Raw genomic sequence first — 13,290 nt, forward strand, 5'->3', positions numbered from 1 at the left:
CCGGCGTACCGGAGCATCAGGGATGCCGGGCCGGAAACCGGGTAACCGCGGCTGATCCGGCCCGGCGGACGGGGCCAGCGGGGAGCGGGGACCATGAGCCAGAGCGGAGCGACCGGGCGGGAGCCGGACCCGACGAGCGAGCGGGGCGCTCATCGCGGCGCCGGGCAGTCGGAGCCGGACGTCCTGCTCGACATCCCGGAGGTGACGGTCGACCAGATCCGGCTGTCCGTCCAGGGGCTCGACGCGGATCTGTCGCTGCGTGCCCGGCTCGCCAACCTGCTCCAGCTCGACGCCGGGGTCCGGGTGCACCTGGAGGGCGTGGAGCTGGACGTCACCGGCGTCAGCGCCGAGGCGCTGCTCAAGGTACGCCTGGAGAAGCTGGTGCAGATCCTGGACCGGGCACTGACCACAATCGACCGGAACCCGCACCTGATCGAAACGCTGGCCCGCTCGGTCGGGGGCGGCATCGACGACGTGAACCGGGCAGCCCAGCAGCTCGCCAGCGCGCCCGTCCTCGACGAGAGCGGGCAGCGGATCGGGACGGTGGGCGCGGTGGCCGACCGGGCACTGCGGGAGGGCGTCGGCCAACCCGGATCGCCGTCCCCGCCGTCCCCGCCGTCCCCGACGACCCCGGCCGGAGCGCGCGCTCCCGAACCGCCGACCGGCGAGCAGGGGCAGCCGAAGCCACCGGCAGGCGCCGGGGGGCGGCCGTCTGGCGTGGCGGGCGCTCCGCCCGCCGGTGGTGGTGGCCGGCCGCCGTCCGGTCCTGCGGGCGGCGGCGGGAGGCCTGGTGCGCCCCGCGAGGGTGGCCCATCTGCCGGTCAGGGTGGTGGCCCGTCCGGGCAGGGTGGCCCGTCCGGCCAGGGTGCCGGCCCGTCGGGCCAGGGTGGCGGCCCGTCTCGCGAGGGTGGCCCGTCTCGCGAGCGTGGCCCGTCTCGCGAGGGTGGCCCGTCTCGCGAGGGTGGCCCGTCTCGCGAGGGTGGCCCGTCTCGCGAGGGTGGCCCGTCTCGCGAGGGTGGCCCGTCTCGCGAGGGTTGGCAGCCCGGCCGCGCGGGTGGCGCGCCTCGCGAGGGTGCGGAGTCCGGGGGCGAGGGTGGCCGGTCCGGCGAGGGTGTCGGCCGGCCGGCCACAGGCCCCGGAAAGCCACCTGGTGCGGGAAAGGCCCCGGGGGCCGGGGAGGGGGCGGAGCCGGGGAAACCGCCCGCCGGGAAGCCGGAGGGGGAGGAGAAGGTGCCGGGTGGCCCGCCCGGGCCGGCCCAGCTCGCCGGCCAGGCCGGGGAGACGCTGTTGCAGGCCGGCCGGAGCGTCTGGGAGGCGATCCAGAGCGGCATGGGCCAGCACCGCCCGAAGCGGTAGCCCGGAGGATCAGCAGGGCTGGGCCGGCGACCGCCACCAGGCCGTACGCCGGAGCAGCAGCAACCCCGCGACCGGCGCGAGCGTCAGGGCGAGGGCGACGGCGCTGGTCAGGTCGCGCGGCGCCCAGAGCAGGTTGTCACCGATTCCGTTGGCGTGCGCGGTGAGCGAGCAGGCCACCAGCAGCCCCACGGCCGCGAGCACCGCCCCGACCCGACGACGACGCCAACCACGAGCCGCCCTGGCGTCCGGCCGGACGGGCCGGGCGACCGCCGCGACGGACACCGGCGGTGCCGGCCGACCAACCACCGGCTCGACGGCGGCAGTTCCAACGGTCGACGGCTCGACGGCGCTGGCCCGCCGGACGGTCACCGGCTCGACGGCGCCGGTCGGCCGACTGACCACGGGCTCGGCGGCACTGGCCCGCCGGTCACGCACCGTGTGGGACGGCGCGGCGACCGGTCCGGGCGTGCCCGCCCGGTGGCCGGTGAGCCGCCACTGCAGGGCGGTGAGCCCGCGGACGGCCCAGACCATCGGCGGCACGACCAGCAGCAGGATCAGGGCCGCGTGGGTGGCCCAGGCGCCGGCCAGGGTCGGGCCGCCCCAGGCGTTCGCGTACCAGGCGGTGCCGGTCTGCTCGCCGAGCCCGAGCAATGGGCGGAACGGGTACGCCAGCACGTTGATCAGCACCAGGAAGGCGAGCACCGCGGTGAGCGCGGACGAGGCGACCGCGACCGGCAGGGCCAACAGCGCCCCGCCCAGCGCCCGCAGCCGACCGGACCGACTCGGTGCCCGGCCCAGCGCGCCCAACGCCTGCGGCACGGCTACCACCGACCAGGCGAGCCGTCGTCGGCTCTCGGCACCGTAGGTGAACCGCCAGGGTGCGAGGATCTTCGGCTGCTCTCTCGTCATACGGCTCAGTCTTGGCCGTCCCCCGCCCCCGCACCATCGGGACCAACCCCGACCCGCCACCGATCCCGGAACCCTGACCCTTCGGCCCTGTTGACCAAGAGGTTCGCGTCGGGAAACGGCCTCCCACCGACGCAAACTTCTTGATCGACTGAAGGGGCGGGCGAGTGAGCCGCGTCGCCAGCGCACGAACAGCCGCCCATCGGTGTGATGGGCGGCTGCTTCTCCTGTCGTCCGCCTGGCGGCATGTCCAAGTCCTGAGGGGCAACTGTGGTCAGAGCGTCTTGACCTGGCCGCCATCGAGGATGAACTCGGCGCCGGTGGTGTTGGCGGAGCGGGCGGAGGCAAGGAACAGCACCAGGTCGGCGACCTCGCTGGCCTCGGTGATCCGGCCGGTGCTGATCGCCATGCTTTGCGGCACGACCTCGTCGAGCGCCTGCTGGACGGTGACACCCGCGCCAGCGGCAACAGCGTGCGCGAAACCGTCAGGCCCGGTCCAGAACGGGGTCCGCACCGGACCGGGCGAGACGGCATTGACCCGCACACCGCGCGGCGCGAACTCCTCCGACAGGGTCTTGGTCAGGTTGGACATCGCCGCCTTGGCCGCGGAGTAGTCGACCACCATCGGGAACGGCAGCCGGGCATTGATGCTGCTGATGTTGACGATCGTCCCGCCGTTGTCCAACAGGGCGGGCAGGGCCGCCCTGCTGGTGCGTACGGCGCTGAAGAACGTCACGTCGAACATGCGGGCCCACTCGGCGTCGTTGACGTCGAGGAATCCTGACCGGCCGCTGCCGGTGCCAACGTTGTTGACCAGCACATCCAGGCGCCCGTACGTCGACAGCGCGGCGTCGACGAGCCGCTGCGGGGTATCCGCGTCGGTGATGTCGGCCAGCACCACGGTGGCGCCGCGCGCGGCCTGGGTGTCGAGCTCTGGCGTGCTCGTACGGCTGCTCGCCACCACGTGCGCACCCTCGTCGAGCAACGCCGCCACGGTGGTCAGACCGATGCCCCTGCTCGCGCCGGTGACGACGGCGACCTTGCCCTGCAATTCGAGATCCACTATCACTCCCAGTTGTTGACTGATCGGTTCCTAATTCGGCCAGCAAAAAGTCAGTCGAGGGCGCCCAGGGCGACCTCCACGGCATTGTCGAGGAATGGTCGATCCGCGCGGGCCTTGCCCATCACCCGCAGACCCTGCAGGAACGTGGTCAGGAACTGGGCCAGCTCCTGCGGTTTCTTGTCCGACGCGATCTCCCCGCGGACCCGTGCCCGCTCCAACGCCCCGGCCAGGGCCGACTCGATCTGACCCATGGTGCGCGAGACCTGCTGCACCGTGTCCGGGTGCGCCGAGCGCTCCGTGGCCGCGTTGACCAGCAGGCAGCCCCGCTCCGGATCGGCCAGGTCGGCCTCCACCAACTCGAGGAGCACCGCCCGGATCGCCGGACGCACCTGCTCCGCCCGGTCCAACACCTCGATTAGCCCTACCGCGTGGCGCTGGCAGTAACGGCGAAGCGCCAGCGCATAGAGCTGCTCCTTGGATCCGAACGCCTTGTACAGGCTGCCTCGGGCGATTCCGAGGCCCTCCACGAGATCCTCCGTCGAGGTCGCCTCGAACCCCTGACGCCAGAACAACTCCATCGCACGGTCCACCGCCGCGTCGATGTCGAACGTCCTTGGCCTACCCATACGACAACCATAAAGGTAAGGAACTGATCAGTCCACAACTGTGGGAGCGGTCACCCGATGGGCTCACGACCGGCGGCCGACGCCGCTCCCCGCGAACCTGACCAGGTGACCCCACCCAGGCGGCAGCACGTGACGCGCTGGACGGTGATCACGCGCCAGGCGCACGAGTAACGGCCGAGAGCTTCCGTGGCGGCTCTTGGTTGTCAGCCGGACCTTTGCAGTCATCGATTTCGCCACCTGGGCCGGCGTGGGTGCCGACAATGGGGAAATGACAGCGCAGAGGTTCCTGCAGATGAGGCAAGACGCGGCTCGTCGTCGTACTCCGAAGCGGCAACCAGTCGCGACTCGTCGTCGCCGCCGATGGCCAATGATGGCGGCGCTGCTTGCGGCGGGAGCGGCCGGAGCCGCGGCGGTACGGCGCCGCAAAGGCGCCGGGCGCACCGAACCCAGCGGAGCCGGGGCGACAGGTGACGTCAGCCAATCCGGTCATGCCGGCGGTACTGTCCGGCCCCTCAGCAGCCCCGAAGGAGCTGCCCAGAGCTGGCGCGAGGGGAGGTGAAGCAGAGTGCCTCCCTCCGGCGTCGAGCCGGAAGCCTCCCAATTTTGAAGCGCCCGCACTTCCGCAGGCCAGAGGACCGCCAGAGGTCACCGTGCGATCTGTCATGCGATTAGCTCCGCATCGTGATGTGCCGGGGTAGCCGTGCGACATCACCATGCGCGGCGAGTTCCGACAGAGCCTTGGCGATCTCACGGTCACGCCCGTCGACGGCGTGCAGATACCGGCGTGCCGCCGCCATGGACGAGTGCCCGAGTCGCTTCATCAGGTCCGCCAGGGTCGCGCCGGTTTGCGCGGCGAGGGTCTGCCCGGTGTGCCGCAAATCGTGGAAGGCCAGATCATCCAGGCCTACCTTCTTCCGCGCCCGGACGAACGCCTGATACAACGTGTTGCCCCGTAGTGGGGTTCCGTCGCGGCTCACGAACAGCCGATCCGTACCCGCGTACTGCTCGAAGTGCAGCCGGACCAGCGGCACCACGTGGGGCGGAATGGCGATCGTCCGTTTCCCTGCCTCCGACTTGGGATCCTTGTCGAAGGCCCGGTCAGGAGCGTGCAGCGGTTCGACGCGTGCCTTCCGAACCGTGATCGTGTGCTCGGTCAGGTCCACGTCCGAGACGCGCAGGCCGGCGATCTCACCACGGCGCAGGCCGCACCAGGCAGCGATGAGAACGGCGGTGCGGTAACGCGGGTTGATGGCGTCGACCAGGGCGACGACCTGAGCGGGCGTGGCGACCGGCCGTTCGGCGACGGGGACCGTGCCCGTACCGGGGATCTGGCACGGGTTCCGGGCGATGACGCCCTCTCGGACGGCGGTGTTCATGACCATGCGCAGGAAGCGGTAGGACTGGGAGATAGAGGTACGCCCACCGGTGCCCCGCAGGGCGGCAGCATGCCACTCCCGGACCCGGCTCGCCGTGAGCTCACGAAGCGGCACGCGGTCCCAGGTGTAGACGGAGGTTCCGTTCGCACGTCTCCCGCCACCGAACGCCGATCTTCGGACTGTCCCGCAGGATGGCCCGCGCGTAGTTGCCGAACGTTTCCGCCGCCGCGCGATCGTCCAACCAGACACCACGTGAGATGTCCGCCGTCACGAGCGTCAACCAGCGGTTGGCGTCCGTCTTCGTCTTGAAGGTGTGCGGTGCGTTCTGTCGAGCACCACCACCGGGCGGCACGAACGAGGCGTGGAAGCGACCCGACGGGAGCTTGCGGACGTACCCGAACTGACGACGCTTGCCCATCACTCCACCGCCCTTCCGCCGGACCACGCGACGGTCACCGGCTCGACGGTGCCGGCGGCGATGAACTCAGCGAGGGCGGTTTCGGGGATGCGGACGGTGGCCGCCGAGCTTGACGTAGCGGATGCGCCGTTCGGCGATGAGCCGGCGGGGGAATCGCTCGGTGGTGCCGAGGCGAGCCGCGGCTTCTTTGACCGTCAGCAGCTTCTCCACTCGGTGGCCTCCTTCCCGGTCGGGTTCGTGTCTGCGGTTGCCGAAACATCGGACGGCGAGTTGGCGGCCTGTCTCGCGGCGTCGAGCTGGGCGCGCCATTGGATGCGTTCGGAGATGGCGCGTAGGACGCGGTGGCCGAGGGGTGGGACGTCGGGGTCGGTGGGTTTGGCGAGTTCCCACGCGTGCCGGATCGTGTCGGAGCCGGCGGGGGCGGTGTCAGCGTCGGTGGTGACGCCGAGCAGAGCCTTGACCCAGTCGCGCCGGTCGGCGCGGTGGTCGGCGAGGGGTTTGCCGGACCATTGGCGGGAGATGAGGACGCGCTGGCCGCCGATGCCGGGAATTTCCCGCTTGTGGACCTTGTTCTTGCAGTTCCCCGGCTTCAAACCCGGGCCGGGCCTTCTTCGGCTGGACACCGTAGAGCAGCCAGTTGGCGCACCGCTCCGAGCACGGCGTGCCGCAGCTCTTGCCAGAGCCGTTCGAGGTGCGCCCGTTGCCGGCCGGTGGTGACGTCGTGGCAGTCGGCGGCCTGCTTGGTGAGGTACTTGGTGATGTAGCCGACACACCGATCAGCGTCCTTGGTGCCGGCGAGGACGCCCTTGGCGTCGACCTGACTGCCGAAGCGGACGACGTGCACGGGTTCGGCGTCGGGGTCGGCATCGACCAGGTCCAGGGCGTCATCCCACGACGGCAGCAGCTCACCCGACTCCGGGTCGATGTAGCCGCCGGCGGAGTCCCATTGCGGCGCCCTTCCCGGTCCGTAGAGCAGCTCGTCGACCCGAGGCCACCACACCTGGTGGTAGGTGGCGGCGGCGACCTCACGGACGAGGGCGCGGGGGATGGTGCCACGCATGGCGAAGTGCGCGTGCGGCGCAAGGCGGCGTTGCGGCTCGACCGCGCCCGCGTATTGGACGTTCCAGCCGACCGCCCGGCGCAGGTTCTGCCAGAACCGATCCAGCAGCCGGGGGAAGTGCACGGCGTCCCAGGCGGCCCGGCGGTAGGCGTAGGCGTCCGGGTCGACCGGAGTCCCGTCGGAGTGGACGCGCCCGTGGGAGCCAAGGGTGAGGAACATCGACGGCCGGAACACCTGCCCGGCGTGACCCTCGAAGGTCCGCCCAACGGTGCGATTCTCGAGCGGGAGGCGGGGCAGGTCCGGGGCATCCTGCCGCCGCTTGGTCGACCGGACCCGCCGCTTGCCGTCGTCGTCCTCCTGGTCCTGGGTGGCGTGGGGAGGGGCGGGCCGGCCGCGCATACCGTCGATGGTGATCTGGCTTTCGAGTTCCGCGATCGCGTCGTCCAGGTCCGCGACCTGATCCCACTCGGAGGCGCGGGCGGCTTCGTCGCGGGCGAATTCCAGATGAGCGCGGGCGACGATCAGGGCCCGTTGATTGGGCGTCGGTCGCGGGCCGGGGGCCGGGGTCGGGTTCGTCGTCGCGGTGCCAGCCCTCGCGGATCTGCTGCTGCCGCAACCTGCGGGCGCGCTTGGCGCAGGCCGGTCTGACGACTGCCCGACGAGGAGATCCGCTTTACCCGCCCGGTACGGTTGTTGACCATGCAGCGGTTGGCGCTCTTCGATCTCGACAACACGCTCGTGGACCGTTCGGAGGCATTCCGGCGCTGGGCGGTCGAGTTCTGCGCCGATCGCCAACTGCCGGACGACGCGTTGGCCTGGCTGATCGCTACGGACCAGGACGGGTCCGTGCCCCGAGACTGGTTCTTCGGCGAGGTGACGGAGCGTTTCGGACTGGCAGCCTCGGTGGATGAAACGTGGAGGCAGTACCGACGCCGGATGCCGGAACTGGTGAGCTGCCCCGAAGAGGTGCTGGCGTCGCTGACACTACTGCGCGACGACGGCTGGACGGTCGCGATCGTGACCAACGGTCAGGCCGACAACCAGCTGGGCAAGATCAGGCGCACTGGGCTGGACCGATGCGTCGATGCCTGGGCAGTGTCCGGGGAGTTGGGCATCCGGAAGCCGGCACGCGAGATCTTCGAGGCGGCGGCCCGTGGGTGCGGCCTCGATCTGCTGGGCGGGGGCTGGGCGATCGGTGACAGCCCTGTGCTTGATGTCGAGGGTGGCCGCGCGGCAGGGCTTGCCACCCTTTGGGTCAGCCGAGGGAAGGACTGGCCGGCGGAGCTCACCCCGCCTGACCGCACCGTCACGGACGTCGTGGCCGCTGTCCAAGTACTGCGAGGCGAGGACTCCTCCGAAGGCCAGCATGGGCCATCCGTGGGCCAGTAACCGTGGCGCGCAGCGGGCACGAGACGCAACCGGACCGGTGCCGCCCGCAGGCGTTTCGGACATCGCGACCGCCTGAACGCGCTCTTCCAAACTGACGTTCCGGTCCAGCTCGCGGACGGTCAGTTAGTTGTACAGCCAGAGGGCGGCACAGCCGAAGCAGAGCGCCAGCAGAACGGCCGAAGCGACCAGCAGCACGAGTAGCGTGAGTGGTTCGTTGCGCGCCGTCGGCGCAGACTCCGGCGGCGGACTGCCGTCGGCGGGCTCGGGGTCGGGCACGTCGTGATCATGTCAGACCCAGCCGTGTGGCTGTACAGCCATCCGTACAGCCAAGCCAGCAGATCGAGCCGGTCATACGTGGACGCGAGCCGACGGGACGAGCAGCTCAGCCGCCGTGGCCGACGTCGCCCGACAAGCGTCTTGATCTTTGCAAGGCAGGGGTCGGCGACCCTCTCCCGGGCCGACCGGAGCACGCCCGCATGACGAGGAGGTCGTGCGATCTACGTGCGACAAGGGGCGGTCAGCAGCGGGATTCCGGGGTCAACGAGGGTCAGACCGGACAGACGGGTTTCCAGGGCGAAAAGCAGAGCGCCGACCGGCGTTTCCGCTGGTCGGCGCTCCTGTAGCCCGGCGAAAGGCTATGTGGCCAGGGGCGGGGTCGAACCGCCGACCTTCCGATTTTCAGTCGGACGCTCGTACCAACTGAGCTACCTGGCCGTGCCGCTCGGCTCATGCTACCGCACAGGCCGATACGCAGAACGCCGCGCGTGAAGGGCGCGGCGTCAGCGCTTGCGGTCCTGACGGGACTTGAACCCGCGACCTCCGCCTTGACAGGGCGGCGAGCACTCCAACTGCTCCACAGGACCTAGCTGGTGTTGCATCCGGCCGGAACCGGACCGTGCCCCCAACGGGATTCGAACCCGTGCTACCGCCTTGAAAGGGCGGCGTCCTGGGCCGCTAGACGATGAGGGCGGCCCCGCCATCATTGCATACTCGCAACTTCAAGCGGACTTGCTCCCATCCGGCCCCGCCGGAGGCATGAGAAGCATATGCCATGCCTCCGCGGTCGGCCAAACCGGTATGGCTTCGGGCGAGGAACCGGGTGAAACCGCAGGTCAGGGGCGGTGTCACCGGAGCCGGGAGATCCCGTACCGCCGCTTGAGCTCGGGAATCAGGTGCCGGCAGGCGGCCACCGTCTGGGTCCGGTCGCCGCCCGCGTCGTGCATCAGCACGATCGAGCCGTGGTGGGTCGCCGAGGCCACCCGCTTGATGATCGTCTTCGCCGTCGGGTGGTCCCAGTCCTGCGGGTCGACGCTCCAGTGCAGGGGGCGCAGGCCGAGCTGGCGGGCCACCGTCAGCTCCTCCGCCGTCCACCGGCCGCCGGGCTGACGGAACCAGGTGATCGGCGCGCGCGGCGCGGCCGCCCGGATGGCCTGGTTGGTCCGGACCAGGTCGGCCCGGATCTCGGCGATCGGCCGCCGGCCGAGGTTGATGTCGTGCCGCCAGCTGTGGTTGCAGAGCTGATGCCCCTCGCGGGCGATCCGGGCCACCAGCTGCGGATAGCGCTGTGCCTGCTTGCCGACCAGGCAGAAGGTCGCCGTGACGTGGGCCGCCCGGAGCTGGTCGAGGATCTGCGGGGTGAACCGGGGGTCCGGCCCGTCGTCGAAGGTGAGCGCGACGCCCCGGTCGCCGCTGGCCCGGTGCAGCCCGGCGGGCAGGGTCTTCGGCAGCGGCCGCAGCTTCGGCTTCGGCGGGGTGGTGCGGCTCGGGCTGGGCCGTGGGGTGGGCTTCGGCGTCGGCGTGGGGACGGCCGAGGCGGCCGGCGGGGCGGCGGCCTGGGCCGGGGTCTTGCCGGGCTCGCCGCAGCCGGTCAGGAGGAGCACCAGGCCGAGGGCGAACGCCAGCACGGCGCGTGGACGCATCGTCGCTCCCGAGAGGGGGTCGGGTCGGGCGGACTTTCCGACCGTAGTGGACGTCGCGCCGAATAGGGAGGGCCCCTCACCCCGTCGTCGACTGGTCCAGGGAGTCCCGCACCGCCACGGCCAGCGAGAGTGCCTCGGCCAGGTTCACCGGCCGGACCACCCCGGCCGGCAGCGTGTCGGCCCGCCAGCCCGGCCCGGCGGCGAGCACCAGCAGCGGCCGGCGCGGGGCGGCGAGCACCGCGGTGAGCTGGTCCGGATCGGCCGTGACCGGGGTGTGCGACCAGAGCACCACGGCCGCCGGGCCGGTCCGGTTGACCGCCTCGACCAGGGCGGCCACCGGCATCCGGGCACCCAGCATCCGATAGCCCACCCCGGCCTCGGCCAGGGCGGCGCCCAGCGCCTCCAGCGGCAGCGTGTGCTGTTCCTCGTCGGCGCAGGAGAGCAGGATCCGTGCCGGCCCGGCGACGGGGTGCGCCCGGGCCACCGTGGCGAACGCCTCGGAGACGCACCGGGACATCAGGTGCTCCACCTCGATCAACCCGGCGGTGGCGGCGTGCCGTTCGCCGATGCCGGCGAGCACCGGCCGGAGCAGCGCGTCCCAGGTCGGCACCACGCCGTCGGTGGCGAGAGCGTGCGCGATGGTCTCGCCGATCGCCACCGAGTCCATTCGCATGGCGGCGCGGGCCACGCCGCGGGCCACCGGTCCGGCCCGGCCGACCGGGATGGTCGTCCCGCCGCCGTCCCGGACCGCGGTGGCCCGTCCCTTCGTCCTGAGCTGCTCGGGCGGGAGAACGGCCGGTGCCTGCCGGGCCCAGCGGGCCGCCTCGGCGGGGGTGACCCCCTCCGCGGTGAGCCGCCGCATGATCTCCAGGCGCGCGAGGTCGGCCGGCGTGTAGCGCCGGTGGTGCCCCGGCACGTGCTCACTGGGGCCGAGGCCGTAGCGCTGGTGCCAGGTGCGCAGCGTGGTGACCGCGACCCCCAGCCGGCGCGCGACGGCCCCCGCGCTCAGCGCCTCATCCGCCACCCGACCGCTCCGGTGCCTCGTCGGCCGGCGCGCCCGCCCGGGCCGCGTCGGCGGCGGGACGGGCCGGCCGCAGCAGCCGGTTCACCACCCCGCCGAGCCAGGGCGCGTACGCGCGGGGATCGGCGTCCAGGTCGTCCTCCAGCTCGCGCGGGTCGACCCAGCGCAGGGTGGCCACCTCGTCCGGGTCGGGCCGGATGGGCAGGTCGGCCGGTACGTCGGCGCGCAGCACGTGGTCGTACTCGAACTCGACCCGACCGGTGGCCGGGTCCTCGGCGTAGTAGACGTACACCCCGACCTCGGTGAGGTCGACCGGCTCGACGCCGAGCTCCTCGGCGAGCCGGCGGTTGGCGGCCTCGACCAGCGACTGGCCGGGCAGCGGGTGGCCACAGCATGCGTTGGCCCAGCGCAGCGGGAAGCGGGTCTTGACGGCGGCCCGCTGCTGGAGCAGGATCCGCCCCTCCGGGTCCACCAGCTGCACGGAGAACGCCCGGTGCAGCCGGCCGGGTGGCTGGTGGGCGGCGGCGACCGTGGTCTCGCCGACCACGTGCCCGCCGTCGTCGACCAGCTCGACGAGGTGCTTCTCCCGGGCCGTCATCGTGCCAGCCTTTCGTTCGCGACTGCGGGGCTCCGCTTCGCTGCACTCCTCGCGCTCACCGGACCACCGGTGATCCGCGAGGCGGCGAGCTTGCCGCTGATCAGGACCATCGGCACGCCCACCCCGGGTTGGGTGCCGGAGCCGACGAAGACCACGTTGCCCAGCGTGCGGTGCAGGTTCGGGGGGCGGAACGGGCCGGTCTGGAAGAGGCTGTGCGCGGCGGCGAACGGGGTGCCGGCGGCCATGCCCTGCGCCGCCCAGTCGGCCGGGGTCACCGTGTGCAGCACCTCGATGCCGTCGCCGAAGCCGACGTAGCCCCGCTCCTCCAGGGTCGCCACGAGCTGGTCGGTGTAGCGGCGGGTCAGGTCGCCCGGCCAGTCGAAGGGCGCCCGGTCGAGGTTGGGCACGGGGGCGAGCACGTAGTAGGTGTGTCGCCCGGCCGGGGCCACCGACGGGTCGGTCCGGCTCGGGTTCGTCACCAGCAGCGACGGGTCGGTCATCAGCTCGCCCCGCCGGATCACCTCGTCGAAGGTGCCCTTCCAGGACCGCCCGAAGTGGATGTTGTGGTGGGCGATCCGGCCGTAGCCCTGCGTCGAACCGACGTGCAGCACCACGCAGGAGGGCGAGTAGGTGAGCTTGCGCTGCCGGCTCGCTGGCAGCAGGTCCCGGTAGGCGACCGGCAGGTCGGGGTTGAGCACCACGACGTCCGCCGGGACGAACTCGCCGTCGGCGGTGACCACGCCGGTGGCCCGGCCGTGCGCGGTCTCCACCCGGGTCACCGTGGTGCCGTACCGGATCTGCACGCCGTGCTTCTCCGCGGCGCCGGCCATCCCGCGGGAGACCGCGTGGATGCCGCCGCGCGGGAAGCACACCCCGGCCACCGAGTCGAGGTACGCGATGACCGCGTAGATGGCCAGCGCGTCGTGCGGCGCGAGGCCGGCGTACATGGCCTGGAAGGAGAAGATCCGCTGGGTACGCGGGTCCCGGAAGAACTGGTTGATCTTCGTCTGAAGACGCCGGAACGCGCCGTTGGCGAGCAGCTTGAGCAGGTTGCCGGTGAGCAGGTCGGTCGGCGCGTTGAGGTTGCGCTCGATGAAGTCGGCCCGCTCCCAGCGCCACAGGTCGCGCGCGTAGTCGACGAAGCGCAGGTAGCCGTCGGCCTCGCGGGGCCCGCAGACCCGGGCGATCTCGGCGGCCATCCGGGTGGTGTCGGTGATGACGTCGAGCGTCGACCCGTCCGGGTAGTACGCCCGGTAGGCCGGGTCGAGCGGGGTCAGGTCGAGCCAGTCGGTCAGCTCCTCGCCGACCGCGCCGAGCGCCTCGGCGATCAGGTCGGGCATGGTCAGCACGGTCGGTCCGGTGTCGAACTCGTACCCGTCAACGCCGAGCCGGCCGGCGCGCCCGCCCGGCACCGGCTCGCGTTCCAGCACGGTCACCTGCCGGCCGCTGCCGGCCAGGTGCAGCGCGCAGGCCAGCCCGCCCAGCCCGGCGCCGACGACCACCACCCGGTCGGTACGCCCGCTCACGGTGCGCATCCCGGCCTCCTTACTCGCGAAGT

15 protein-coding genes and 3 tRNA genes are annotated in these 13,290 nt (G+C 72.0%); 2 read left to right on the top strand and 16 right to left on the bottom strand.

Annotation, left to right across the window (positions count from 1 at the left end; all coding sequences use genetic code 11):
* Nucleotides 1-93 precede the first annotated feature (93 nt).
* On the top strand, nucleotides 94-1,356 hold the full coding sequence (locus AB0F68_RS02210) for a hypothetical protein (RefSeq protein ID WP_357332244.1): 1,263 nt from the start codon (nucleotides 94-96) through the stop codon (nucleotides 1,354-1,356).
* A gap of 9 nt (nucleotides 1,357-1,365) precedes the next feature.
* Here the strand turns inward: AB0F68_RS02210 and AB0F68_RS02215 are convergent, their stop codons facing one another.
* The 8 genes from AB0F68_RS02215 to AB0F68_RS02250 all read right to left on the bottom strand — a co-directional run bounded on the left by AB0F68_RS02215 (nucleotide 1,366) and on the right by AB0F68_RS02250 (nucleotide 7,204).
* Entirely contained in the window at nucleotides 1,366-2,265 is a 900-nt protein-coding gene (locus AB0F68_RS02215) for a hypothetical protein (protein ID WP_357332246.1), read from the bottom strand.
* A gap of 271 nt (nucleotides 2,266-2,536) precedes the next feature.
* Nucleotides 2,537-3,325 carry an SDR family oxidoreductase gene (locus AB0F68_RS02220; RefSeq protein WP_357332248.1) on the bottom strand — a complete coding sequence of 263 codons (789 nt, stop codon included), beginning with the start codon at nucleotides 3,323-3,325 and terminating at the stop codon, nucleotides 2,537-2,539.
* Nucleotides 3,326-3,375: 50 nt separating this feature from the next.
* Nucleotides 3,376-3,951 (bottom strand): TetR family transcriptional regulator, encoded by a 576-nt coding sequence (locus tag AB0F68_RS02225; protein ID WP_357332250.1) that lies wholly within the window; start codon nucleotides 3,949-3,951, stop codon nucleotides 3,376-3,378.
* A 668-nt stretch (nucleotides 3,952-4,619) separates the two neighbouring features.
* Nucleotides 4,620-5,333: a site-specific integrase gene (locus AB0F68_RS02230; protein WP_357332252.1), complete on the bottom strand. Its 714-nt coding sequence runs from the start codon at nucleotides 5,331-5,333 to the stop codon at nucleotides 4,620-4,622.
* A gap of 94 nt (nucleotides 5,334-5,427) precedes the next feature.
* Nucleotides 5,428-5,745, bottom strand: coding sequence for a hypothetical protein (locus tag AB0F68_RS02235; RefSeq protein WP_357332254.1), 318 nt, complete (start codon nucleotides 5,743-5,745; stop codon nucleotides 5,428-5,430).
* A 66-nt stretch (nucleotides 5,746-5,811) separates the two neighbouring features.
* Complete coding sequence (locus tag AB0F68_RS02240) at nucleotides 5,812-5,955, bottom strand: excisionase family DNA-binding protein (RefSeq protein ID WP_357332256.1); 144 nt, start codon at nucleotides 5,953-5,955, stop codon at nucleotides 5,812-5,814.
* Nucleotides 5,940-6,338, bottom strand: coding sequence for a replication initiator (locus AB0F68_RS02245; protein WP_357332258.1), 399 nt, complete (start codon nucleotides 6,336-6,338; stop codon nucleotides 5,940-5,942). Before AB0F68_RS02245 ends, AB0F68_RS02240 begins: the two co-directional genes overlap by 16 nt.
* Complete coding sequence (locus tag AB0F68_RS02250; RefSeq protein WP_357332260.1) at nucleotides 6,335-7,204, bottom strand: replication initiator; 870 nt, start codon at nucleotides 7,202-7,204, stop codon at nucleotides 6,335-6,337. Before AB0F68_RS02250 ends, AB0F68_RS02245 begins: the two co-directional genes overlap by 4 nt.
* A gap of 300 nt (nucleotides 7,205-7,504) precedes the next feature.
* On the opposite strand from AB0F68_RS02250, the gene AB0F68_RS02255 reads away from it, so the two are divergent.
* A complete protein-coding gene (locus AB0F68_RS02255) occupies nucleotides 7,505-8,194 on the top strand; it encodes an HAD family hydrolase (protein ID WP_357332262.1) in 690 nt (229 codons plus the stop codon).
* A 123-nt stretch (nucleotides 8,195-8,317) separates the two neighbouring features.
* Here the strand turns inward: AB0F68_RS02255 and AB0F68_RS02260 are convergent, their stop codons facing one another.
* From AB0F68_RS02260 to crtI, 8 genes are all read right to left on the bottom strand, one after another.
* Nucleotides 8,318-8,470 carry a hypothetical protein gene (locus AB0F68_RS02260; protein WP_357332264.1) on the bottom strand — a complete coding sequence of 51 codons (153 nt, stop codon included), beginning with the start codon at nucleotides 8,468-8,470 and terminating at the stop codon, nucleotides 8,318-8,320.
* Nucleotides 8,471-8,834: 364 nt separating this feature from the next.
* Nucleotides 8,835-8,908 (bottom strand) — tRNA-Phe (locus AB0F68_RS02265).
* A 75-nt stretch (nucleotides 8,909-8,983) separates the two neighbouring features.
* Nucleotides 8,984-9,057, bottom strand: a tRNA-Asp gene (locus AB0F68_RS02270).
* Between the two features lie 33 nt (nucleotides 9,058-9,090).
* A tRNA-Glu gene (locus tag AB0F68_RS02275) sits at nucleotides 9,091-9,163 on the bottom strand.
* 155 nt (nucleotides 9,164-9,318) lie between these two features.
* A complete protein-coding gene (locus AB0F68_RS02280) occupies nucleotides 9,319-10,113 on the bottom strand; it encodes a polysaccharide deacetylase family protein (RefSeq protein WP_357332266.1) in 795 nt (264 codons plus the stop codon).
* Between the two features lie 76 nt (nucleotides 10,114-10,189).
* Complete coding sequence (locus tag AB0F68_RS02285) at nucleotides 10,190-11,137, bottom strand: MerR family transcriptional regulator (protein ID WP_357332268.1); 948 nt, start codon at nucleotides 11,135-11,137, stop codon at nucleotides 10,190-10,192.
* On the bottom strand, nucleotides 11,127-11,732 hold the full coding sequence (idi, locus tag AB0F68_RS02290) for an isopentenyl-diphosphate Delta-isomerase (protein ID WP_357332270.1): 606 nt from the start codon (nucleotides 11,730-11,732) through the stop codon (nucleotides 11,127-11,129). Before idi ends, AB0F68_RS02285 begins: the two co-directional genes overlap by 11 nt.
* The gene (crtI, locus tag AB0F68_RS02295; protein WP_357332272.1) at nucleotides 11,729-13,267 is read right to left on the bottom strand and encodes a phytoene desaturase family protein; all 1,539 of its coding nucleotides are present in this window, start codon (nucleotides 13,265-13,267) and stop codon (nucleotides 11,729-11,731) included. Before crtI ends, idi begins: the two co-directional genes overlap by 4 nt.
* Nucleotides 13,268-13,290: the final 23 nt, after the last annotated feature.

Origin of the sequence: Micromonospora sp. NPDC023966 (assembly GCF_040639095.1) — a bacterium.
Taxonomy (GTDB): Bacteria; Actinomycetota; Actinomycetes; order Mycobacteriales; family Micromonosporaceae; genus Micromonospora.

Bases quoted from the DNA above. Each gene is read 5' to 3' on its own strand.
- AB0F68_RS02210 (WP_357332244.1), top strand. From the start codon at position 94: ATGAGCCAGAGCGGAGCGACCGGGCGGGAGCCGGACCCGACGAGCGAG.
- AB0F68_RS02215 (WP_357332246.1), bottom strand. From the start codon at position 2,265: ATGACGAGAGAGCAGCCGAAGATCCTCGCACCCTGGCGGTTCACCTAC.
- AB0F68_RS02225 (WP_357332250.1), bottom strand. From the start codon at position 3,951: ATGGGTAGGCCAAGGACGTTCGACATCGACGCGGCGGTGGACCGTGCG.
- AB0F68_RS02230 (WP_357332252.1), bottom strand. From the start codon at position 5,333: ATGGTCATGAACACCGCCGTCCGAGAGGGCGTCATCGCCCGGAACCCG.
- AB0F68_RS02235 (WP_357332254.1), bottom strand. From the start codon at position 5,745: ATGGGCAAGCGTCGTCAGTTCGGGTACGTCCGCAAGCTCCCGTCGGGT.
- AB0F68_RS02250 (WP_357332260.1), bottom strand. From the start codon at position 7,204: ATGCGCGGCCGGCCCGCCCCTCCCCACGCCACCCAGGACCAGGAGGAC.
- AB0F68_RS02255 (WP_357332262.1), top strand. From the start codon at position 7,505: ATGCAGCGGTTGGCGCTCTTCGATCTCGACAACACGCTCGTGGACCGT.
- AB0F68_RS02280 (WP_357332266.1), bottom strand. From the start codon at position 10,113: ATGCGTCCACGCGCCGTGCTGGCGTTCGCCCTCGGCCTGGTGCTCCTC.
- idi (WP_357332270.1), bottom strand. From the start codon at position 11,732: ATGACGGCCCGGGAGAAGCACCTCGTCGAGCTGGTCGACGACGGCGGG.
- crtI (WP_357332272.1), bottom strand. From the start codon at position 13,267: ATGCGCACCGTGAGCGGGCGTACCGACCGGGTGGTGGTCGTCGGCGCC.